Raw genomic sequence first — 22,187 nt, 5'->3', positions numbered from 1 at the left:
GCGAACATTGACCACCCAGCGGTTGGTCGCGAGACCTCCGGCCACGCACCGGGCGGCGGACCCGGCGGCCTGAGGAACGGAGGTGTTGCTGCACCGGCCCGTGGTGTTTGGTGCGGTCTGTCGCGTGCCCTGTGGATGCTGATGTGGATGGCGTTGGGAATGCCGTCAGCAATCGCATTGGATGTGTACGTCAACGTGCGAGGCAATGATGCCCATGACGGTTCCCAGGCGGCGCCCGTTGCTTCGATCGACCGTGCTCGCGAAATCGTGAAGGCAGTCGTTGGGAAGGAACCGGTGACGGTTTGGGTCAGCGATGGTGTGCACCACTTGCCACGAACGTTGGTGTTTGAACCGGACGACTCGGGTTCGGCTGAGCACCCGGTGATCTACCGTGCTGAAAACGAAGGCCAGGCGGTTTTGAGTGGAGGCTCACAGCTTGACGTGATCTGGAAGCAGTTTCGTGATGGCATCGTGCAAGCCAACACGGCACCCGGGTTGTCGATTGATCAATTGTTTGTCGATGGCAGGATGCAACGCATGGCACGTTATCCCAACTACGATCCAGCCAAGACGACTGAGGCGTACCAAGGTCACGCTGCAGACGCCTTATCCAAACAGCGTGCCGCAAATTGGAGTGATCCAAGTGGTGGTTTCATTCACGCGATGCATCGAGCACGCTGGGGTGGGTATCACTACCGGATCACAGGCAAAGATTCGGAAGGCAACGTGACCTTTGAAGGCGGTTGGCAAAACAATCGCCCCTCCGGGATGCACGCGGACCAACGGATGGTCGAGAACATCTTCGAAGAATTGGATGCACCGGGCGAGTGGTACCACAACGCGAAAACGAACACGTTGACTTTTTACCCTGGTCCAGCGGTGGATTTAAAAACGGCCAAGATGGAAGTCGTTCGGTTGCGGCACTTGATCGAGTTCAATGGAACCGAGCAACACCCCGTGCGACACATCACGTTAAACGGTTTTGTCTTTCGTCACTCCGCTCGAACGTTCATGGATACCAAGGAACCGATGCTTCGATCGGACTGGACAATCTATCGCGGTGGCGCGGTGGTGGTGACCGGAACGGAGGACGTGACAATCGCGAATTCCGAGTTTGACCAAATGGGTGGCAACGCGATTTTTGTCAACAATTACAACCGCCGGGCTCAGATCGTCGGGTGCCACATTCACGACGCGGGAGCCAGTGGCGTTTGTTTTGTGGGGAATCCTGATGCGGTGCGAGACCCGTTGTTTCAGTACGGGCAAAAAAACGATTTGGCGAAGGTGGATCGGACGCCTGGGCCAAAGACCAATGACTACCCGGCGGACTGCATCGTGGAAGATTGCTTGATCCATGGGATTGGACGTGTCGAACGGCAGCCTGCGGGCGTGCAAATTGAAATGGCACAGCACATCACCGTTCGTGATTGCTCGATCTACGACTGTGCACGGGCCGGTATCAACATCGGTGATGGGGCGTGGGGCGGTCACTTGATCGAAGGCTGCGATGTCTTTGACACGGTCCAGGAAACGCATGACCATGGATCGTTCAACTCCTGGGGTCGCGATCGCTACTGGAGCAGTGATCGTGGGGCCAGCCAAAAGATCATCGACGCTGAGCCCAGCTTTCCCTTCTTGGACGCTGTCAAAACCACGGTGATTCGAAACAGTCGTTGGCGCTGCGACCACGGCTGGGACATCGATCTGGACGATGGATCGTCCAACTATGACATCACCAACAACCTGATGTTGGCCGGTGGCTTGAAGTTGCGTGAAGGATTTCGACGTCGGGCATGGAACAACATCACGATCAACAACGGGTTGCACCCGCACGTTTGGTACAACGACAGCGGCGATGAAGTCTTCGGCAACATCTTCATGGCCGCACCTCAAGGTGCTCGGATGCCGACGAAAACGGCCAAGGGGAAGCGAGTCGACGGCAATTTGTATTATGCCAAAGCTCCACAGATCAAGGATCGTTACGCGGGCTTTGGTTGGGATGTGAATTCAGTTGTTGGGGATCCCAAGTTTGTCGATCCTGCGAAAGGCGATTTTCGCGTCGAGACCGATTCACCCGCGTTCAAAATCGGATTCAAGAACTTTCCGATGGACCAGTTCGGGGTGAAGAAGCCTTCACTGAAGAAGATCGCCAAGACGCCTGTGATCCCGGATTTGAATGTCAAAAACTCACTCCAGAAACCGCGTTCCGACAGCGGACCAGTGACGCGCCCACAGCCAATTTATTGGTTGGGGGCCAAGGCAAATGATTTGAAGGGGGAGGAGTTCTCGGCGTACGGCGTTGCCAAGGAAGAGGGCGGCGTTGCGTTGTCGGCGGTTGCTCCCTCAAGCATTGCCGCGAAGGCAGGTTTGCAAGAGGGGGACGTGATCCAAGGGCTCAACGGCAAACGCGTTCGCAGGGTCTCGGATTTGTTGGCCGGATATCAAGGGGCGAGCGGTTCGTCGTTGCGACTGAAGGTGGTCCGCGAACAGCGAGTGATTGACGTGACGACCGATTCGGCTCCCGCTGTGATTCTTGAAAGCTTCGAGTCACCTGCCGCAATCCAGCAACTCCGCCAGGAGTCGCCCGCGGATGCGAAGGTGGACGCCAATCATTCGGTTCGTGATGCACCGCTTCCGTCGCTCACGGATGGCAAATTGGAAGAAGGCTATGGGCCGGTGTTTGCAAACGGAGTCGACTCAGGTGCGTATCGATTGGATCTGGGAACCGTCCAAAGTGTGGTGTCGATTGCGAGTTGGTCCACGAATTGGAACGGTGTTCGGGGGCCACAGAAACTAACTTTGTATGCGAGCGACTCGGCATCGGATCCTGGATGGAACGTTGAGGATCGGTCCCGATTCACGCCACTCGTATCGGTCGACACGACGGGCCAGAAACACGGCCAGTTCAACTCGGTTGGGTTGCGATCCAAGGACGGTCACACGCTTGGCCACTTTCGTTGGATCGTTTGGAAGGTCCAACCCGTCACCCAACGCGGTGAGAACACCGCCTTCCAAGAATTGCAGGTTCTGACACGGTGAGTTCTGGGCGATCATCGCCTGCCCCGTTGAGATCCGACAAGGTATCCCCTCCATCTCCCTCCATCTGCGGTGAATCCTCATGTCTCGCTTCCTGACAATTCAGGCATTGGCCACGTGCACCTTCTTTTTGGCGGTGGGTTGGGCTGCTTCAGCGTTCTCACAGGAGCGTCCGGAGACGCCGAACGTGGTGTTGCTGTTGGCGGATGACTTGGGGTGGCAAGATGTCGGCTGCTACGACGTCGATGAACCGTGTCCCTATGAGACTCCCAATCTGGATCGGCTGAGTCAGCAGGGCGTCTTGTTCCGGCAGGCGTATTCGCCGGCACCAACGTGCGCACCATCGAGGGCGGCGATCCTGTCAGGCAAACATCCCGCGCGGACTCAGAAAACGCATGTGGTTGGAGGGGCGCCGCCGTCGCCGCACACCAAGAACTCGACCCTGATATCGCCCTGGTACAGCGGCCGAATGAAGTTGAGCGAGGTCACGATCGCCGAGGCGCTTCGCGAAAATGGGTACCGCACGGGACACGCGGGAAAATGGCACGTTGCGATTGAGCACTTCGCGTTTCCGCAACCCGAAGATCAAGGGTTTGATTTCAGTCGTGCCGAGCGCGGTGTGACTCGTCGCATGCGTCCTGACCGCTTGTCAGGATTCGCAAGCGATGCGGACGACGATCCCTACCAGCTCGATGAAGATGGATTTCCGTTTCATCAAAACGTTGCGAATGCGGTGGAGTTCATGGACGAATCCAAGTCGCAGCCATTCTTTCTGTATCATGCGACCTATTTGGTGCACGCTCCCATTCACACGCGTTCGGAAAGGTTGTTGCGGAAGTATTGCGAAAAAATGAACGTTCCGTTCCCGAACGATCCAGACAAATGGGAACTCGAAGGCCAACGCAATCCGTTCTACGGAGCGATGGTCGAGATGCTGGATCATTACGTTGGCAAGGTGTTGCGTTACCTCGAGACAACGGAAGACCCACGCTGGCCGGGCCACCGACTGAGCGAAAACACGTATGTGATCTTCACGTCGGACAATGGTGGGATGGAGCAGCATCCGGGCGAGATCATCACCGACAACTATCCGCTCGACAAAGGCAAGATCAATGCCAAGGAAGGCGGTGTTCGTGTCCCATTGATCATTCGCGGCCCAGGGATCGCACCGGGAACGGAATCGGATGTGATGGTCAACGGCTTGGATTTCTATCCAACCATTTTGTCCTGGACCGGAACATCCAAACCGGCTCAGCAACATCTCGATGGAGCGGATCTGTCATCGTTGCTCGCTTCCAATCCGAAAGACGCTTCCATGATCGTTGATCGCGACGGGAAGCCTCGTGATTCAATGTTCTGGCATTTCCCGCACTCGTCGATGCAGTCCACCCTTCGCGTGGGCGGCTACAAGCTGATTCGAAACTGGTCCGATGTGTTGCAAGACGGAAGCAACCCGCTGGAGCTGTACCGCCTCTATGACGAGCGGAACCAACGCGTGGACATCGAGGAGGCCAACAACCTGGCGGCTAAAATGCCGGAGAAAGCAGCGGCCATGAACGAGGAGCTGCAAAAGCGTTTGGATGAAACGGCCGCCAGCCCGCCATTTTTGAACCCGACTTGTTCACGCCGCTTGCCGCATCAAGACCAGGTCTGTGAGGTGTCGGATCACGGACGGGAAGGAAACATCGTGTGGGCGAAGTTTCAAACGCACGGGGCGAAGATCGTGAAAGCCAATCTGATCTACACGGACAACGGCGGGGAACGATACGAGGAATGGTATCGGCTGCCCGCGAAAATTGTTGGTGATCGTTTGCAGGTGGAATTGCCCGAAGACGCGACTCACTACGTTTTCAATCTGATCGACGAGAACCAATATCTGGTCAGTTACCCGACCATGAAATTTGGAAAGGATACGAAGGAGCCGTATTCAAAGAGAGCGATTGCGAACTAGTTCGAGTTCACAACCCGACGCATGAGTTTTGAAGTTGCGCTTTTGCATTCGTTTTTGTTGGCCAACGGCCAACATCAACCCGCACGTTTTGAATTGACTTTGGCCGTTGGCCAAAATGGGGCATGTTTTTCTGCTCCAGGGGCGATGCCCCTGGCTATGTTGAACGAGGCCGTTGGCCATTAACGCGAAAATCGCAACTTCAAAAAGCGTGAGCGAGGGATCCACAGGCTCGTTGCAATCGCACGCGATCCCTCGTTAACGCATTGGGTTAGTATTCCATCGACAGGCCGCTATGAAATCTGTCCTCGTAATTGTGGTGCGGGTGACGTGCTCGTCTCATCACAACCACCCAGACAGGCCTGAGTTTGGACGTTCGCCCCGGTTGTACGCGGGGTGCAGTGGCGTCTAAGCATGTACGCAGGAATGATTGGGGTTCACCTTGTGAGCCGTATGGGTGTTCGCCTGGGCTGCGAAATGTTTGATGTTGGCGTTCGGACCGCGAATGCAATTTTTCTTCCGGCTTGCTGTTTTTCTTCTTCCCGGTAGGGATGTCAGATGGTAGCCGGGGGTTGCTGCGTAGCAGCGTACCCCCGGATCGCGAGCCTCCCCAAAATACTCTCCATCCCGCCGTGGCCATCGGCCACGGCGGGATGGAGAGTGCCGGCGTGGGGTTTGCATGTCCGTCGGTGGCGCGATCGCTTACCGACGGCTACCATCTCAAATCCCTACCGGGATGAAAACTTGCGCACACGAATGCGCTCCATCACACCAAACATTTCGCAGCCCAGCGTTAAGCAGGTCGGCAGGAGTCTTTTGTCATTGGGACTGTTTCGGGAAGCGTTGTTGCTCCCACGTCCAACCGGGGCGAACGCCTAAACGGCTCGCATGATTATGCCCGGTCATTCCTCCCGACCTGCTTCACGACCTGCGATCTCGAAAATGCCGCCGGAGAATTACTTGCCGATTGGGATGTCATTCGCAGTTTAAACTGAGTGACATGCAACAACTCAGAGGCGGACGAGGTAAATTGGCTTCGTTACAAACGGTTGGCAACGAGTATGATCGAGATGTCTGGGTTTGGCGGAGTGGGTCAGAACCAGAAGTTAAAATTGGAGTGTCTAAATGAGTGTTCGGCGGATTTCGCCAGAGCCTTGTTCAATTTCTATCGTTAATTCACGAGTCAATTGCATGCAGAAGTCCGTGTTTGCGTCCCGCGCTCTGGTGACCTGCGTTGTCTGGTTGGTTGTTGGAATTCTTTGTCCAGGATTCGAGAGCGAAAGACGCCTGATCGCCGCGCCGGCGAACGATCCGACAACCCCCGATGCGCCGGTTGTTTTGGGATGCGGCGTCGGGACGTTTCAAGTCGGAGAGCTGTTGCAGTTTGACAACTTTGAAACGCTCGACGACTGGGTAGTCCAGATCGAGGATCGAGACGGATTCCCGGAAGCGGTCGTGCGCGAGAAAGATGGGACGTTGGATTGCTTGGTGCCGGGGCGTGGTTGCACGGTTTGGTATCGACACAAATTGCCGACGCGAACCACGATCACTTATGACGTCGTTTGTCCCACCCATGATCCTGCGATTCGCGGGGTGGAACCGCGAGACTTGAACCAGTTTTGGATGGCAACTGATCCTGGGGATCACGAGAACGGATTGTTTGATGCCTCTCGCTATTCGGGCAAGTTCACTGACTACGACAAAATGCATGGCTACTACGCCAGCAGCGGTGGCCGCAGAAACACGACGACTCGCATGCGTCGCTACCCTCGGTCAGCGAATGGAAAGCCTGTCCCACACGTCGCATTGAACGATCACGACAATCACCCTGGGTATCTGATCCAGCCCAATCGCAAGATGACCGTTCAGTTGGTCGCTTTTGACGATGTGGTTCAGTACATCTTGGACGGCAAGCTGGTCTATCAATTCCGGCACGGTGACTCGGTCGACATGGAAGACCGAGATGCCGACGGCAAGATCGTTCAGCGAACGACGCAGCTTGATTCTGAAAGCGGCCCCGTCTATCGCGAAGGCTTCTTTGGATTCCGGATGGTCGGCACCCACCATGTCTATTCCAATTTTCGCGTGCACGAGTTGTTGCCCGTCGAAACGGAAGACTCGGATACCACACGCCCAATCGTGCGAGTTGATTCGATCGACCAATTGCGAAAGGCTGCCAAACAAAGTGGACAGCGGATCGTGATGAAGCCTGGGGACTATCTGATCGCAGACCGGAAGGGATTGGTGTTCTCCGGTTCCAACAATGACGTGGAGTTGACCGGCGTCCAACTCAATGTCCCGATCGAGGTGGCGTCGGGGCGGAACTTGTTTCAGTTGACCGGAAACGATCTCACCATCCGGGGTGGTTCCATCGAAGACACCTACCCCGACGGTTCGACCGAAGTGACCGACTTTGGGAGTTACAACCAAGGCCGCAAGTACGGGCGAATGAACGAGATGGTGATTCGGGGCGACAACAATCGGGTGATCGGGATGAAAATGGTCATTCGTGGATCGTACCCGTATGGATACGGCAACATGTTCGGCATCGGCGCCGGCAGTGTGCTTCGGTTGAGGAAGCACTGCGGCATTCAAATCACGGGAAACGACGCGGTGATCGACAGTTGCCAAATCAAAATGGAAGCGTTTGGTCACGCGATTTTCGTGCAAGGTGGCAATCGCACCACGGTCCGAAACACGCTCGTCGAGGGCACGGTTCGGCTCAGCAACGATTGTTATGCAGAGAACGACGACCGTGATTTGGCCAAGCGATTCAACTATCAAATGCAGTGGCCGGAAGAAGTGCATGGCTTGCCGATTCCACGAGACCACATGCTCCATTGCATCGAAGATGGCATCCGTGCGTACAAGGGTGCCGGCGAGATGATTGTCGACAACTGCGTGGTCAAGAAAGCTCGTGGCGGGATCAAACTCTACATGGCCAAGAAAGCGACCGTGACCAATTGCCAAGTGCTGGATTGTGTCGTGCAGGGGTATTCATTGCCTCGGCGAGGTGTGCTCCAGAACTGCAGCGGGAACGCCGCCTACGGGCCGTTGTTGTACGTTCATTCCGATTCGCATACAGGCCAGCAAATTGATTTGGAAGTGCTGCCCGCACCCCATTCGCTCGGCGATCACCCCTTGGCGGCGATCAAAGGCAAGGGGCATGACATCCGGTTGTGGCAACGCTTGTCGGTGGAAGAGGCGCGACGTCCGATCATTGTCGGCTACGCGTTGCGGTTCGACTTTTTGAGCGTCGACTTTCCCAAGGTCCCGGAAGGTCACGAGACTCGTTTTGAGAAACATGCACCGAAGACCTACCGCGCCGCTGACATCACACTTCACAACGACACCGAGAATCCGGTCGTGTTGGCGGAATTGTCCAGTGGCAATCACGTCAGCAGCCTTGGTCCGGTGACGGATCTCGGCAGTGACAATGAAGTGAAACGAATCACCCGTGCTGATCCCAACGCGAAGGACACACCATGAAATCTAGACGATCGTTGAGCACGTTTTTGACCGCCTCGCTGATTGTGGTGGTCTGTTGTCCGAATCCGGCAATGTCCGACGAGGCCTGGCGGATTGAAACGCAGGAAGAGTGGACCGCTGGTTTGAAATCGAGCACTGACGTCAAGGTCGAGAACGGACAGGTGGTTCCGACGGCCAAGCACGCGACATTGAAGAGCGAGTTGAAGTCGTTTCCGACAAAACAGTCCGCCAAATCGATCGTCGTCACTCAGTCGGCCGATTGGTTGAACTGGGAACCTGCGGGAAACCTTGGTCCAGTCAATTTGGGTGACGCGCCGGTGATGTTGAGTCTCGGGCCGAATGACTACTGGATGTTCGGTCGATATGGAAACGGCCGAAACCGGAAAGACCGATCCAAGGAAACTCCATTTCAACCGGAACCTGCAAAATTGGACGGCTTTGAGATGCCGCTGATGACGACTCCGTTTGCCAATCAATATGACGCACCCGGTGGACTGAAAAAACGCCTCGGCGGTTATCACGCTTGGCAGAGTCGTGACATGGTCAACTGGGTGCACCATGGACCGATCACGGAAGGCTTCGCCAAGTGGATGACCACCGCAGAATTCGCGGACGGCAAGGCATACTTCTACTACGATTTTCCCAACGACCAGGACCCGCATGTGTACGTGGACAGCGATCTGTTCGACGGTGTGCCGGGTGAAAACAAAGGGATGGCGTACGACGACCCAACGCACGGATCGGACTGTGCGATCATCCGTGATCTGGACGGTCGCTTTCATCTGATCTTGGAAGACTGGAGTCCCATCAACGCTCAGAAGCACGCATGGGATTCGCCTTTGACTGTGCACGCGGTCAGTCCCGACGGAGTGCAAGATTTCAAAGCGTTGTCGCCACCGATTGATGAACGCACCAAGCCAACCGGTAAGATCGGAACGTACAAGCACCCGCACTGGTTGAAGGAAAACCCTGAGCGATTCAAAACCAACGTCGCGAAGTATCAAATTCACGAACCGGAACAAAACGCGTACGGCGACTGGGCGGCAATCTCGATCGGCGGCCAATACTACTTGTTCTGCGACTACGATCCCGCGGACAGTAAATCGATGAGCGTCGGTTGGTTCACTTCCAAGAGCATCGATGAACCGTTCACTTGGTGCGGCAACATCGGCAAGGGCCATCCTGATCCAGACATCATGTTTGCCGAGGGCAAGTTCTATCTCGCGACACAGCAAGCGATGGACTTTGTAAGCAATGGGCCTTGGGTGGACGGCGTGCAAGTTCGAGTTGGTGTCGACGTCGACCAAGATCAGTCGATCGATCAATGGACGAAGTGGACCACGATCAAAGAAAGCTATGATCACGTGCTAGGCTTCGCCAAACAAGTTTCGCGAACGCCGGCGGAGTTGGACTTGTCTGTGTTGCCGGACGGGTTCGGTTACCAGTTTGAAATCAAACTGGAAGACACCACCGACAACGAATCCAAACCGGTCCTGGAATCGGTGAAGTTGACGTTGAATTGAGCTGTTTGTGAAAGGGGACCGGAGCCCTGTGTGCTTTGTGATGGAGGTTGGTTTGGCTTGTCACCGTTCGACCTCCCCTCGCTTCGCTCGACCCTCCTACCAGGAGGGTAAAATGGGGATGGATTCGGACGTCTGAGCCCGATTCGCGTTAAAATCTCACCATTGATTCCTCACTTCAACGGCGAAGCCGTCTTCACCCTCCCCCTGGGAGGGTCGAGCGAAGCGAGGGGAGGGAACGCGCACGGAACCATCGCAAAATGTCCCACGACCACGCACGCGATCACCGCAAGAACAGCACTCGATCCGAAGGCTTGCTTTGGTCCATTCTTCGCGGCCGACAACTTTGCGGTCTCAAGTTTCGACGCGAACATTCCATTGCACCTTGGATCGTTGACTTCGCTTGCCTGGCAAAGTCAGTTGTTGTCGAGATTGATGGTGGATACCACGATCTGAACATCGAACATGACTTGCGTCGACAGCGTGACTTGGAATCACGTGGATGGATGGTCGTGCGATTTACAGATGAAGAAGTCGAAGAGGATGCGGAAGCTGTTGCACGTGCCATCGTTGCAGCGATTGGAATGGAGTACTCGTATCAGCCAAGAATGAGAACGGGTAGCGGTGCGAGAAACGTTCGAGCAAAAAAGCCTAAACCGAAGTGACGTTCGATTGAGAGTCGCTGGAAGGCTGGCTGAGTGGTTGCTGAGAGAGTGGGCGAAGCATCCGGTGTTTTGGGATGGAGGCCGAGTTGGCTCGTCACCGTTCGACCTCCCCTCGCTTCGCTCGACCCTCCTGCCAGGAGGGTGAATTGGGGATGCGTTCGGACGTCTGAGCCCGATTCGCGTTAAAATCTCACCATTCATTCCTCACTTCAACGGCGAAGCCGTCTTCACCCTCCCCCTGGGAGGGTCGAGCGAAGCGAGGGGAGGGAACGCGCACGGAACCATCGCAAAATGTCCCACGACCACGCACGCGATCACCGCAAGAACAGCACTCGATCCGAAGGCTTGCTTTGGTCCATTCTTCGCGGCCGACAACTTTGCGGTCTCAAGTTTCGACGCGAACATTCCATTGCACCTTGGATCGTTGACTTCGCTTGCCTGGCAAAGTCACTTGTTGTCGAGATTGATGGTGGATACCGCGATCTGAACATCGAACATGACTTGCGTCGACAGCGTGATTTGGAATCACGCGGATGGCTCGTCGTGCGGTTCACGGATGAAGAAGTCGAAGACGATGCGGAAGCTGTTGCGCGTGCCATCGCGGCAGCGATTGGAATGGAGTACTCGTTTCAGCCGAGAATGAGAACGGGTAGCGGTGCGCGAAACATTGGAGCAAAGAAGCCCAAACCGAAGTGACCTTCGATTGAGAGTGTTGTTGGAAGGTTGGCTGAGGTGGTTGATTGGGAGAAGTGGGCGACGCATCCGGTGCTTTGGGTTGGAGGCTGGTTTGGTGACTCACCGTTCGACCTCCCCTCGCTTCGCTCGACCCTCCTGCTAGGAGGGTGAATTGGGGACGCATTCGGACGTTTGAGTCGGAATCGCGTTCGAATCTCACCATTCATTTCTCACTTCAACGGCGAAGCCGTCTTCACCCTCCCTCCGGGAGGATGAATTCGGTGGGGGCTATCAAAAAACTGGCGATGTCTCGCTGCTATATTGCTGCGCAAAGGAATTGGCGGCGGGCCAATGGGATGTGCTTTGGCATGGTGGAAGACGGTATGGGCGTGGTGAATCGACTTCGAAGTCTTGGCAACCATTGGGCGTGCGTTGTGCGAATGGCGTGTCCACTTGCAATCCTCGCCTGCATTCTATTGCCAGGGGCGGGGTTCTCCGCCGAGCCCAATGGCGATCTCCAACCGCCGCACATCGTGCACATCATTGCGGATGATTTGGGATGGAATGATGTTGGTTATCACGGCAGTGACATTCGCACGCCCAACATCGATCGGCTTGCCAGCGAATCAGTGACTCTCGATCGGTTTTATGTGACTCCCATTTGCTCGCCGACTCGGGCGGGCGTGCTGACCGGTTTGTACCCGTTTCGTTTTGGCATTTGGGGCGGTGTGGTCTCGCCCACCAAGAAGCACGGCCTGCCAACGCAGCTCGAAACCACTCCGGAACATTTGTCGAAGCTTGGCTACCAGCATCGGGCAATGTTTGGCAAGTGGCACTTGGGGCTCGCGTCGACCCTGTTTCATCCGCTTCGCCATGGGATGACGGAGTTCTACGGCCACTACAACGGTGCGATCGATTACTTCAGTCGAGAACGGTTTTGCCAGTTGGATTGGCATCGCGATTTTGACAGCGTGCACGAAGAGGGCTACTCGACTGAATTGGTCGGCAACGCCGTGGTTGACTTCATCGATCGACATGCCGGTGAACAGCCACTGTATGCCTACGTGGCGTTCAACGCACCGCATTCACCACTGCAAGCCTTGCGGACTGATCTCGATGAATATGGATTTGATCCCACCGGCAAGCTCGCACCGAACACGGATCGTAAAATTGCCAAACGCGAAAAGTCGTTGGAGTACGGTGAACGTGGCAAGGGCAATTCGATTCGTCAAACGTTTGCGGCGATGACGACCGCGATGGATCGGCAGATCGGCCGAATTCTCGATGCGATTGATCGGAACGGGATGCGTGAGAACACGTTGGTCGTTTTCCACAGTGACAACGGGGCGGACCCCAAACACGGTGGCAGCAATGAACCGCTGCGCGGGAACAAGTTCACGACTTGGGAAGGCGGCGTGCGTGTTGTGGCGATGATCCGCTGGCCTCGCGAATTTCCGGCGGGAGCCACGTTGGATTCCGTGGCCAGCCACGTCGATTTGTTGCCGACCATGGTCGCCGCCGCGGGGGGCCCACCGCCCGAGCGAACCGACGGTTTGAACCTGTTGCCGTTTTTATCTGGAAAAGCTTCGCCGCCGCAGCGAACCATTTTGCTGGATGCGGAAACGGTTGTCTCGGATCGTTGGAAGCTGAAAGCCGGTGAGTTGTTCGATTTGACGAACGATCCGTACGAAACGACTCCGGTGGAACCGGCTCGAAAGAACGTGCGGCGTCGGCTCGATCAGGCCTTGCAACGATACCCCTCGCTGGTCGGCCCCGCGGTGGAATCCCAATTGCCCGCTCCAGAAATCTGGCCGCCGCGAGAATGGAAGCTTCCGGAGGAAGAGCCAATCGCTCGCTGAAATTGGAATCCCCAACGGTGACGGAACTCCCATTCGGGATGAATTGGGGCGATCTCCAGATGAAATGACCTGTCAGTTGGGCTCTCGATTTGACTGGCGAAATTGAAACCGTGACACTGGGGGCAGGCGGGAAGACGTCGCCACCGCTTTCGCGACGTGATGATGAACCACGAGTCTTTTCTACAACATGAAGTACAACATGAACCAAGCCGTCTTGATGCCCTCTCGGATTTTGCTCCGTTGGACCTTGCTGCTCGTCTGCGTTGTGGGCGTTCACAATTTGTTTTCGACCACAGTCTCTGCGGATGAGTCCGTCGCGAAGGACGCGGACACGTCGCGTCCCAATATCGTGTTGATCGTCGCGGATGACTTGGGATACAGCGAGCTAGGAAGCTATGGCCAAACCAAAATCCGAACGCCTCGGTTGGATCAGTTGGCAGCTGAAGGAATCAAGCTGACCAATTTCTATTCAGGCAATGCGGTGTGCGCGCCGAGCCGTTGTTGTTTGATGACGGGCAAGCATCCTGGTCACGCGCACGTTCGCAACAATGGCGATCCCAAGATTGATCCTGCGGTTCGTGAAGAGTTGCAGTTGGAGTATCCGGGCCAGTACCCATTGCCTGTCGATGAGGTCACCATCGCTGAGCACCTGAAGTCGGTTGGCTATCGAACGGGGGCGTTCGGGAAATGGGGGCTGGGACATTTTGGGACCACGGGGGATCCGAACGAGCAAGGGTTCGATCTGTTTTACGGGTTCAACTGCCAACGTCACGCTCACAATCACTATCCAAAATTTCTGTGGCGGAACCGAGTCAAGGAGATGCAACCCGGCAACGATCGCACGTTGCATGGTGAGACCTATTCGCAGGATCAGTTCGTCAACGAAGCGTGTGAGTTCATTCGCCAAAGCGTGGCGGAAGACAAGACCCAGCCCTTCTTCGCGTACTTGCCGTTTGCGGTGCCGCATCTTTCGATTCAGGTTCCTGACGAAGAAGTGGATGCGTATGACGGCGTGATCGAAGAAGCCGAGTACGAGCACCACGGTTATCTGAAACACCCTCGTCCACGCGCGGGTTACGCTGCGATGGTGACACGCATGGACAAAGGGGTGGGCCAGATCGTGGACCTGATTGATTCCCTGGGGTTGGGTGAGAACACCCTGATTCTGTTCACCTCGGACAATGGTCCCACCTACGACCGATTGGGTGGATCGGACAGTGACTACTTTGATTCGGCGTCGGGCATGAAGGGATTGAAGGGGCAACTCGATGAAGGCGGGATTCGCGTGCCCATGATCGCTCGCCAAACCGGTGTGGTGCCGGCGGGCCGAACTTCCGACTGGATTGGTGCTTGGTGGGATTTCTTGCCAACACTCACGGACGCGGCTGGCGTGGAAGTGGATGCGAGCACGACGGATGGCATCTCCTTTTTGCCATTGCTTCATGGTGACGACGCCGCGCAGCAAGATCACGAATTTCTGTACTGGGAATTTCCCGGTTACAGCGGCCAACAGGCGATCCGGATGGGCAATTGGAAAGCGATCCGCAAAGACCTTTCCAAGCGATTGAAAAAGGGCCAAACCGAACCGCCTGCATTTGCTTTGTATGACTTGTCAAAGGATTTGGCAGAGTCCACCGACGTGAGTGCAACGCATCCGGATGTGATGGCCAAGATCGAAGCCATTGCGAAACAGCAGCATGTTCCCAGCGAACAATTCCCTCTCAGAGCGCTCGACTGATGCGAAACCTGTTGGCAGAGATCCGAGCGCACTTGAAAGATCATCCGTGGTTGATCTCGATGATCTTTCACACCGCCGCGTTGCTGGTGATGGGGCTGTGGGTCTTTCCCGACTGGATGGATCGCAAGGGGCAATTGATCACTGCCAGTTTCGCGGACTTGGGGGATCAAGAGTCCAGTTTCTCATTGATGCCAATCGCTGCGATCGAAATGCCCGATTTGGGCGATTCGGATTTAAAGGATGAACCGGTTGAGACTTCGTTGACATCCGAGTTGACGGAGATGGATTTGCCGGAGTTGCTGCCGTCGGCGGAAGGGGTGGAAGCTTCGGCGTTGGAAAAGCTTCTGCCAACGCCCGAGACACGCTTGGCATCACTTCGGACGTTGATGACGGAAGTTGGTGGTGACGAGATCACGGACCGCAGCGAGTCCACGGCGGAACAAGTCGGGACCGCGGATGGAATCGAGTCGGCGACTCAGGCGGTCGAGAATGCGATTCGCGGTGAGTTGAAACAGGGCGACACGTTGGTCGTGTGGTTGCTCGATGCGTCCATCAGTTTGCAACTGAACCGCGACCGGATGGCTCGCCGAATTCGCGAATTTTACGACGAGATCGGGGCGCTGAGTCGTCCCGCCACGTCGGACGGCGTCGAACAGCATCGATTGTTCAGCAGCGTGGTCGCATTTGGCAAAGGCATCCGAGAGGTTTCACGTCCTTCATTGATTGGTGTGAACGCGATCGATGCGATGACGAGGGTGCCAGTGGACAAGAGCGGCGTGGAAAACACCATGGCCGCGGTGGACGGCGTTTTGGATCACTATCGATACAAACAACGTCGCAAAGAGCGTTTGATGGTGGTGCTGTTGACGGATGAATCCGGTGACGACGTGCAGAAACTTGAATACACAATCGCCAATTGCCGTCAGGCCGAAGCGGTGGTGCATGTCTTGGGGCCCACCGCGGTGATGGGAATGCAAAAGGGCTTGCAACGTTGGACCGCGCCCGCTGCAGGCGGGGGTGCCGAGTATTTTTTGACCGTGGACCGAGGCCCCGAGTCAGCGGTCCCCCAGCGGATTTTCTTGCCGTACTGGCATGAGGCGGATGTGCCGCTGAAGAACGTGAAGATGCAACCGGTGTCGGCGATGCCGTGGTCTGGCAGCGCCTATCGCGAACGGGTGTTGTCTGGGTTTGGACCGTATGCGCTGACTCGGTTGGCGTTGCAGACTGGCGGGACATTCACATTGTACGACGACGGTGTGTCGGAGCAGTACGACGTTGAGAAACTACGGCAGTACATGCCGAGCTATCGCTCGGTCACGGACGTGCGATTGTCAGTGCAGGACAGTCTGCTGCGATCGTTGGTGGTGCAGGCCGCCGATTGGACGATGCGGGAAAAACAGCAACTCGCCGCGCCTCGGATGCTGTTCATGGGGACGCGGTCCCCGACCAATCCAACTCAGTTCACGGCGATTTATGTCACCCCGGCCGAGTTTCGGTCTCGGTTCAGTGTCGTGGTCAAGACTGAGCGATCCCGCAGCGAGAAGGCTTTGAAAGCGTTGAATCAACTGCTGGAGGATTCACAAACAAGCGATTGGCGAGCTCTGCTGGAGGGTGAAGAATCCGCGCGTTGGCGAGCCGCTTTCAGTCTGGCTCGCGGAAGATTGCTGGCGTCGATGGCCCGGTACCATGAGTACATCGCGGCTTGTGAGCGTGCGAAAGACGCGATTCAGTCCGACACCAACATGTTGAATTTCATGCCGTCCTCGCGGATGAACACTTCGCCGGGTGCGGCCCTTGCCGAGCACGCGACACAGGTTCTGAGCGAGTGCGTCAGCGAGCATCGAGGAACACCCTGGGCGGAGCTGGCCAACTGGGAATTGGAAAAGCCGTTTGGGATTGAGATCCAAGCGAGATCGTTCCCGCGTCCGACTCCTCGTGTTGGCGTCCCACGAATGCCGATGACTCGATCCGGTGGTGGATCCGGGATCACTGTCCCATCGCTTTGATTTGCAAGTGCTTGGGAAAAGGTTCCAAGTTGGCGGTGCTTCCAGTCCGCTGTGGCATAAATCATTGGTCACAGACAAACATTTGCGACATGCGTGGCTGTTGTCGGCTTGGCTGACCGGCGAATTGCGAAAACCAGCATCGTTGTTCAGATGGAGTTCGCCCAATCATGGAGCCAGCTTCCATGCTGTTGAGGATTGACTGGTTCCCCGCATCGCCCCACTTCCCCCGCAGTGAAAGAATGAAGTCAACTCGGATTGGTTGTCTCTTGGTGTTCTTGGTCGGCCTGAGTGCTTGCCCTGGTTTCGTTTTCGCGCAATCAGAATCTCAACCGCCCTACGATGGCAGTTGGGAGTCGCTGCAGAAGATGCCGATCCCGGCGTGGTTTGATGATGGCAAGATTGGCATCTTCATTCACTGGGGCCCATACAGTGTGATGGGGCATCGCAAGAATGACCGTGGGTACGCGGAACACTTGCCGAAGCTTTTGTACTCAGAACCGAAATCGTACAACCCGTTCCTGAGAGAACGTTTTGGTGCGACGCCACCTGAGTTTGGCTACAAGGATGTGGTGCCGCTTTTTCGGGCCGAAAATTGGTCCCCGCAGGAATGGGCGAAACTGTTCCGAGAAGTCGGCGCGCACTATGTCGTGATGACGGCCGAGCACCACGATGGCTGGGCCAATTGGGATTCCGACCTCACGCCATGGAACGCCGTCGACAAGGGACCGAAGCGAGATTTGGTCGGCGACCTTGGATTGGCACTCAAGGAAATGGGGCTGAAGTACGCACCGTCGTATCATCGTGAGCGCCATCCCGGTTTTTTTGCCAAGCAACTGTACGCCGTCAACAGCGAACCTCGCGACATGATTGTGCGTGAGATGGAAGCGGTGCCTGAATCGCGTCTGCTTTATGGACCTGAATTCAATTATTCAAAAGCCTTTGTGGATGATTACGTCGCACGTTGGCAAGAGATTCAAACAAAGTACAAACCCGACTTTTTGTGGGTGGATGACATCCCAATTTGGACACGTGATGGCAACGACATCCGCAAAGGGAAACTGCGTCCCGAGATCCAGTATTTCTATGACCAGTGCCGGGGAATGATCACCGACTTCATGAACGATGCGGCGGAGGATGGTCGAGAGGTCTACGTCAACAACAAAGGCGGCAATCGAAACTGGCCGGCCGGCGTCGGGTGCCTGGAAAAAGACAACCTAAAACTGAAGGTGGTGGGGACGAAGTGGCAAAGCTGCACGACGTTCGGTTCATCGTTTGGCTACTTGGCAGCGGAGGAATCGCCGGACTACAAGTGGAAGAAGAGCGACGCCGAAGTGATTCATGAGTTGGTCGAAGTGGTGAGCCGCAATGGGAATTTCCTGATCAACATCGGCCCGCGTGCAGACGGCACGATCCCCGAATGGCAGGTCGAAAAACTGCGGGCGATGGGACGTTGGCTGAAGATCAATGCCGATGCGATTGATGGCAGTCGCTATTGGAAAACGAGTGAGCAAACCAACGAACACCTCGCGTTCACGACCAATGGCAACACCTTGTTCGCGATCAAGATGTCGATCCCGAGCGAACCGTTTGTGATTGAGGCCACCAAAGGATGGACACCGAAAAATGTCCACTCCGTCCGGTTGCTTGGTTCGGGAGCATCGGTCAATTGGCGTGTGACAGACGCGGGTTTGGAAATCGATCCGCCGAAGGATTTAGGCACCAGCGAGCACGCGTGGGCGTTTGCGATCAAAACCGATCAGCCGCAGCATCATCCCAATGTGATCGAGACGGATGAGGACAAGGCATTGCAAGGCACGCGTGCGGTTGACCTGGAAGGAAGAGTCCGCGATTGAATCGACGGTCCCTGCGATCGATGGCGAACGGCTCAGTGGATGGCGGGTTCTTCGCCGGGGGAGCGACCGGCGAGGAAGTCGAAGTCGCATCCCTGATCGGCTTGCGTCACATGTTTTGCATAGAGCTTCATGTAGCCACGAGCGGGTTCGGGTGCGGCGCCCGGTTGGTTCGCTTTGCGACGCGTCAATTCGTCGTCGTCGATGTGCCAATGGATGGATCGTTCGGGAACGTTGATTTCAATCTCGTCACCGGTTTCAACCAAAGACAATGGGCCGCCAGCGGCGCTTTCGGGAGCGATGTGCAACACGCAAGTCCCGTAGCTGGTGCCGCTCATTCGGGCGTCACTCATGCGGACCATGTCGGTGACACCGGATTGCAAAAGCTTCTTTGGAATGGGCAACATTCCCCATTCAGGAAAGCCGGGGGCACCGAGTGGCCCTGCGGAACGCAGGATCAGAACACTGTTCTCATCCACATCCAGTTCGGGATCGTTGATCCGTTCTTTCATCTCAGGGTAGTTGTTGAACACGACCGCTTTACCGCGATGGTGCAGCAGCTTTTTGCTGGCGGCGATGGATTTGATCACGCAGCCCGACGGGGCGAGGTTGCCACGCAACAAGCAAACTCCTCCGGCGGGTGAGACAGGGTTTTCACGAGTGCGGATGACTTCATCGTCGTAGACTTCGGCCTCGGCAATTTGTTCGCCGAGGGTTGATCCTGCGACGGTTTTGCAATCCAGGTTCAGCAGATCGCGAAGACGCTGCAGCAGAGCGGGCAGTCCACCGGCTTCGAAGAAATCCTGCATCAGAAAACGCCCGCCGGGCCGCAGGTCACCGAGCACCGGGGTTTGCCGGGACAGTTCGTCGAAGCGATCGAGCGTGAGTGTTTCGCCGAGTCGGCCGGCGATGGCAATCAAGTGCACAATCGCGTTGGTGCTGCCTCCGATGGCCAGAGAGGTTGTCAGGCCGTTGTCGATGCTGCGTGAGGTGAAGAACTCGCTGGGTTTGAGTTGTTCCCAAGCCATGTCGACGGCGCGGCGTCCGGTCGCGACGGCGAGTCGGGAGTGATCGGCCATCACGGCGGGAATGGTGGCTGCGGATGGCAATGTCCACCCCATCGCTTCGGCGACGCAGGCCATCGTGCTGGCTGTTCCCATCGTCATGCAGGTGCCGGCGGACGCGGCGATGCAGTTTTCGACTTGGTTCCAGTCCCGGTCACAAAGGTTGCCGGCCAGACGTTGGTCCCAGTATTTCCAGGCGTCGCTGCCGCTGCCCAGCGTTTGGTCTTTCCAACGGGCTCGCAACATCGCACCGGCGGGCAGGAACAGGCTGGGGATGTCGGCGCTGATCGCGCCCATCAGCATCGCGGGAACGGTTTTGTCACATCCCCCCATCAGCACCGCGGCATCGATCGGGTGACAACGCAGGACCTCCTCGACTTCCATCGCCAACAGGTTGCGATACAGCATCGTGGTGGGCTTCATCATCATTTCGCCGAGCGACATCACTGGCACTTCGACGGGGAAACCACCCGATTGCAGGATTCCACGTCGGACTTCATCAGCTCGATCACGAAAATGTGAGTGGCAAGTGTTCAGTTCGCTCCAAGTATTCAGGATCGCCACGACCGGCCGGTCGCGGTAATCAATGTCGTCAAATCCCATCCCTTTCAGCCTGGAACGGTGCCCAAAGGAACGTAAGTCGTCTCGGCCGAACCAACGGTGGGAACGCAATTGGGTTGGGTCACGGTCGGGATTGGCATTCATGGAAAAAGGTGGATCGATGGGGAAGGGATCAAACGGTAGGATGGACCCATTGAAACTGGGCGAACGCGTCACGTCCAAGGTGGGATGCCGGACAGATTACCGACAATGATTGTCGCCGTGTGGACGAGGGTTGCTTGCCATGACCGATTCGCTGCGAATTGTTGCCGTCCAAGTGGGGTCCTGCCGTACTTATCTCAAAGATGGCGATCCAGATCGACCCTGGGTCTCCGCGATCGATAAAAGTGTCGTGCACGGTCCGGTACCCGTCTCGAGATTGGGTTTGGACGGTGATGAACAAGCCGACAAGAAACATCACGGCGGAATCGACAAGGCCGTTTTAGGTTACTGCGAATCACATCTTGCGTTTTGGAAAACGGAATTCCCTGCGGTCCAGTGGGGCGCAGGGGCGTTTGGAGAGAATTTAACTTTCTCAGGATGGTTGGAATCGGAAGTCTGCATCGGCGACGTTTTTGAATGTCCATCTGCCGAAGCCCAGGGGCTTCGGTTGCAGATCTCACAGCCCCGAGAACCCTGCTGGAAGTTGTCGCAGCGGTGGGGGCTGCCTAAGTTAGCAGTGCGAGTGCAACAAACACGGCGGACGGGATGGTATCTGAGAGTGCTGCAACCTGGGATCGTCCAGGCGGGACAGGAATTGCGGTTGGTCGAACGTCCTCATCCTGAATTCACAATCGAAACGGCCAATGACATTTTGTTTGCAAAGCCTCGTGATGCTGCGGCGGATCAGCGTTTGGCGGCTTGTGACAATTTGTCAGAGGCTTGGAAAGAAAACCTAATTGGTCGGAGTACCACGAATGTCCCATGAGCCCTCCGTTGATGGCACCGCCGTCGATTCGCCTGATGAGCCCTCAACGGTTCGTGATGGTCCTGTTGTTGACACCACGTACATGCGTCGTTTGATGCACGACTTGAGTGCGCCGACGCGTCACGTGTCGATTTTTTCGGAGTTTGTGGACGAAGCGTTGACGGAGCCCTTGGATCTCGATGACGCACGGCGTTCGTTGGCGACCGTCCGAACCGCCGCGGTGAGAATGCAACAATTGACTCTGATGGTGTCGTTGCACATGAAGATGATCGAGAGGCTGCATGCGACGGCGAAGAATCCCAGGGCGAGATTCCAAGCGGAACCCTATTCCGTTGCGGAGGTGATCACGGAAAGCTGGGGCTCGATCGGTGGTCGGGGGGACGCATTGACCATTCAGGGCGACGCCAAAACGTCGGTGGATGAAACACTTTTGCTGGTTCCGTTGGAACAGTTGCTGCGCAATGCGTTGGGATTTCAAAAGGAGTCTCGACCGCTGCAGGTGCTCGTCTCGATCCAGCCGACCGATGAACTGATCTCGGTGTCCATCGAAGACAACGGCATCGGAGTCGACACCAAGTACGCAGAAAAAATTTGTGAGCCGTTTGAGTGTTTGGGCACCGGCAAAGAACGACGCGACGGAGCCGGTTTGGGCCTGGCCGTTTCGACGTTGGTGATCAAAGAACTGGGCGGATCGTTTCAAATCGAATCCGACGGAGAATCGGGGACCAAGGTGACCATGAGCTGGCCGCACCATTGCAATGCAGGCGACTCCGGCGTTGAATGAAGGCTTCTGTTGATCGCCCGAGAAG

The 22,187-nt window shown here is 56.2% G+C and carries 13 protein-coding genes; 12 read left to right on the top strand and 1 reads right to left on the bottom strand.

The window, feature by feature from the left end; genetic code table 11:
• The first annotated feature begins 159 nt into the window (after nucleotides 1–159).
• The 10 genes from PSR62_RS20435 (at nucleotide 160) to PSR62_RS20390 (ending at nucleotide 18,789) form a co-directional block, all read left to right on the top strand.
• Nucleotides 160–3,039, top strand: coding sequence for a right-handed parallel beta-helix repeat-containing protein (locus tag PSR62_RS20435; protein WP_274404844.1), 2,880 nt, complete (start codon nucleotides 160–162; stop codon nucleotides 3,037–3,039).
• A 79-nt stretch (nucleotides 3,040–3,118) separates the two neighbouring features.
• Nucleotides 3,119–4,987, top strand: a complete 1,869-nt coding sequence (locus tag PSR62_RS20430) for a sulfatase (RefSeq protein ID WP_274404843.1) — start codon at nucleotides 3,119–3,121, stop codon at nucleotides 4,985–4,987.
• Nucleotides 4,988–6,175: 1,188 nt separating this feature from the next.
• Nucleotides 6,176–8,473 (top strand): right-handed parallel beta-helix repeat-containing protein, encoded by a 2,298-nt coding sequence (locus PSR62_RS20425; protein WP_274404842.1) that lies wholly within the window; start codon nucleotides 6,176–6,178, stop codon nucleotides 8,471–8,473.
• Entirely contained in the window at nucleotides 8,470–9,996 is a 1,527-nt protein-coding gene (locus PSR62_RS20420; RefSeq protein ID WP_274404841.1) for a hypothetical protein, read from the top strand. The genes PSR62_RS20425 and PSR62_RS20420 overlap by 4 nt, the downstream gene beginning before the upstream one ends.
• Nucleotides 9,997–10,253: 257 nt before the next feature.
• Complete coding sequence (locus PSR62_RS20415) at nucleotides 10,254–10,658, top strand: endonuclease domain-containing protein (protein ID WP_274404840.1); 405 nt, start codon at nucleotides 10,254–10,256, stop codon at nucleotides 10,656–10,658.
• 291 nt (nucleotides 10,659–10,949) lie between these two features.
• Entirely contained in the window at nucleotides 10,950–11,354 is a 405-nt protein-coding gene (locus PSR62_RS20410; RefSeq protein ID WP_274404839.1) for an endonuclease domain-containing protein, read from the top strand.
• 419 nt (nucleotides 11,355–11,773) lie between these two features.
• Nucleotides 11,774–13,192 (top strand): arylsulfatase B, encoded by a 1,419-nt coding sequence (locus PSR62_RS20405; protein WP_338020237.1) that lies wholly within the window; start codon nucleotides 11,774–11,776, stop codon nucleotides 13,190–13,192.
• A 199-nt stretch (nucleotides 13,193–13,391) separates the two neighbouring features.
• Nucleotides 13,392–14,930, top strand: coding sequence for an arylsulfatase (locus PSR62_RS20400; protein WP_274404836.1), 1,539 nt, complete (start codon nucleotides 13,392–13,394; stop codon nucleotides 14,928–14,930).
• Nucleotides 14,930–16,936, top strand: coding sequence for a vWA domain-containing protein (locus tag PSR62_RS20395; RefSeq protein ID WP_274404835.1), 2,007 nt, complete (start codon nucleotides 14,930–14,932; stop codon nucleotides 16,934–16,936). Before PSR62_RS20400 ends, PSR62_RS20395 begins: the two co-directional genes overlap by 1 nt.
• Nucleotides 16,937–17,175: 239 nt before the next feature.
• Nucleotides 17,176–18,789: an alpha-L-fucosidase gene (locus PSR62_RS20390; RefSeq protein ID WP_274404834.1), complete on the top strand. Its 1,614-nt coding sequence runs from the start codon at nucleotides 17,176–17,178 to the stop codon at nucleotides 18,787–18,789.
• 32 nt (nucleotides 18,790–18,821) lie between these two features.
• Here PSR62_RS20390 and PSR62_RS20385 read toward each other — a convergent pair whose 3' ends face one another.
• A complete protein-coding gene (locus PSR62_RS20385; protein WP_274404833.1) occupies nucleotides 18,822–20,555 on the bottom strand; it encodes an IlvD/Edd family dehydratase in 1,734 nt (577 codons plus the stop codon).
• Nucleotides 20,556–20,694: 139 nt separating this feature from the next.
• Between PSR62_RS20385 and PSR62_RS20380 the strand changes: the two genes are divergently transcribed.
• Nucleotides 20,695–21,378 (top strand): MOSC domain-containing protein, encoded by a 684-nt coding sequence (locus PSR62_RS20380; RefSeq protein ID WP_274404832.1) that lies wholly within the window; start codon nucleotides 20,695–20,697, stop codon nucleotides 21,376–21,378.
• A complete protein-coding gene (locus tag PSR62_RS20375; protein ID WP_274404831.1) occupies nucleotides 21,368–22,162 on the top strand; it encodes an ATP-binding protein in 795 nt (264 codons plus the stop codon). The genes PSR62_RS20380 and PSR62_RS20375 overlap by 11 nt, the downstream gene beginning before the upstream one ends.
• The last annotated feature ends 25 nt before the right edge of the window (nucleotides 22,163–22,187 follow it).

Origin of the sequence: Rhodopirellula sp. P2 (assembly GCF_028768465.1) — a bacterium.
Taxonomy (GTDB): domain Bacteria; phylum Planctomycetota; class Planctomycetia; order Pirellulales; family Pirellulaceae; genus Rhodopirellula.
This window is presented reverse-complemented; position numbering and strand designations above follow the sequence as displayed.

Excerpts from the sequence above, each read along its gene's own strand:
- PSR62_RS20435 (WP_274404844.1), top strand. The coding sequence starts at position 160 with ATGCCGTCAGCAATCGCATTGGATGTGTACGTCAACGTGCGAGGCAAT.
- PSR62_RS20430 (WP_274404843.1), top strand. The coding sequence starts at position 3,119 with ATGTCTCGCTTCCTGACAATTCAGGCATTGGCCACGTGCACCTTCTTT.
- PSR62_RS20425 (WP_274404842.1), top strand. The coding sequence starts at position 6,176 with ATGCAGAAGTCCGTGTTTGCGTCCCGCGCTCTGGTGACCTGCGTTGTC.
- PSR62_RS20420 (WP_274404841.1), top strand. The coding sequence starts at position 8,470 with ATGAAATCTAGACGATCGTTGAGCACGTTTTTGACCGCCTCGCTGATT.
- PSR62_RS20415 (WP_274404840.1), top strand. The coding sequence starts at position 10,254 with ATGTCCCACGACCACGCACGCGATCACCGCAAGAACAGCACTCGATCC.
- PSR62_RS20410 (WP_274404839.1), top strand. The coding sequence starts at position 10,950 with ATGTCCCACGACCACGCACGCGATCACCGCAAGAACAGCACTCGATCC.
- PSR62_RS20405 (WP_338020237.1), top strand. The coding sequence starts at position 11,774 with ATGGCGTGTCCACTTGCAATCCTCGCCTGCATTCTATTGCCAGGGGCG.
- PSR62_RS20400 (WP_274404836.1), top strand. The coding sequence starts at position 13,392 with ATGAACCAAGCCGTCTTGATGCCCTCTCGGATTTTGCTCCGTTGGACC.
- PSR62_RS20395 (WP_274404835.1), top strand. The coding sequence starts at position 14,930 with ATGCGAAACCTGTTGGCAGAGATCCGAGCGCACTTGAAAGATCATCCG.
- PSR62_RS20390 (WP_274404834.1), top strand. The coding sequence starts at position 17,176 with ATGAAGTCAACTCGGATTGGTTGTCTCTTGGTGTTCTTGGTCGGCCTG.
- PSR62_RS20385 (WP_274404833.1), bottom strand. The coding sequence starts at position 20,555 with ATGAATGCCAATCCCGACCGTGACCCAACCCAATTGCGTTCCCACCGT.
- PSR62_RS20380 (WP_274404832.1), top strand. The coding sequence starts at position 20,695 with ATGACCGATTCGCTGCGAATTGTTGCCGTCCAAGTGGGGTCCTGCCGT.
- PSR62_RS20375 (WP_274404831.1), top strand. The coding sequence starts at position 21,368 with ATGTCCCATGAGCCCTCCGTTGATGGCACCGCCGTCGATTCGCCTGAT.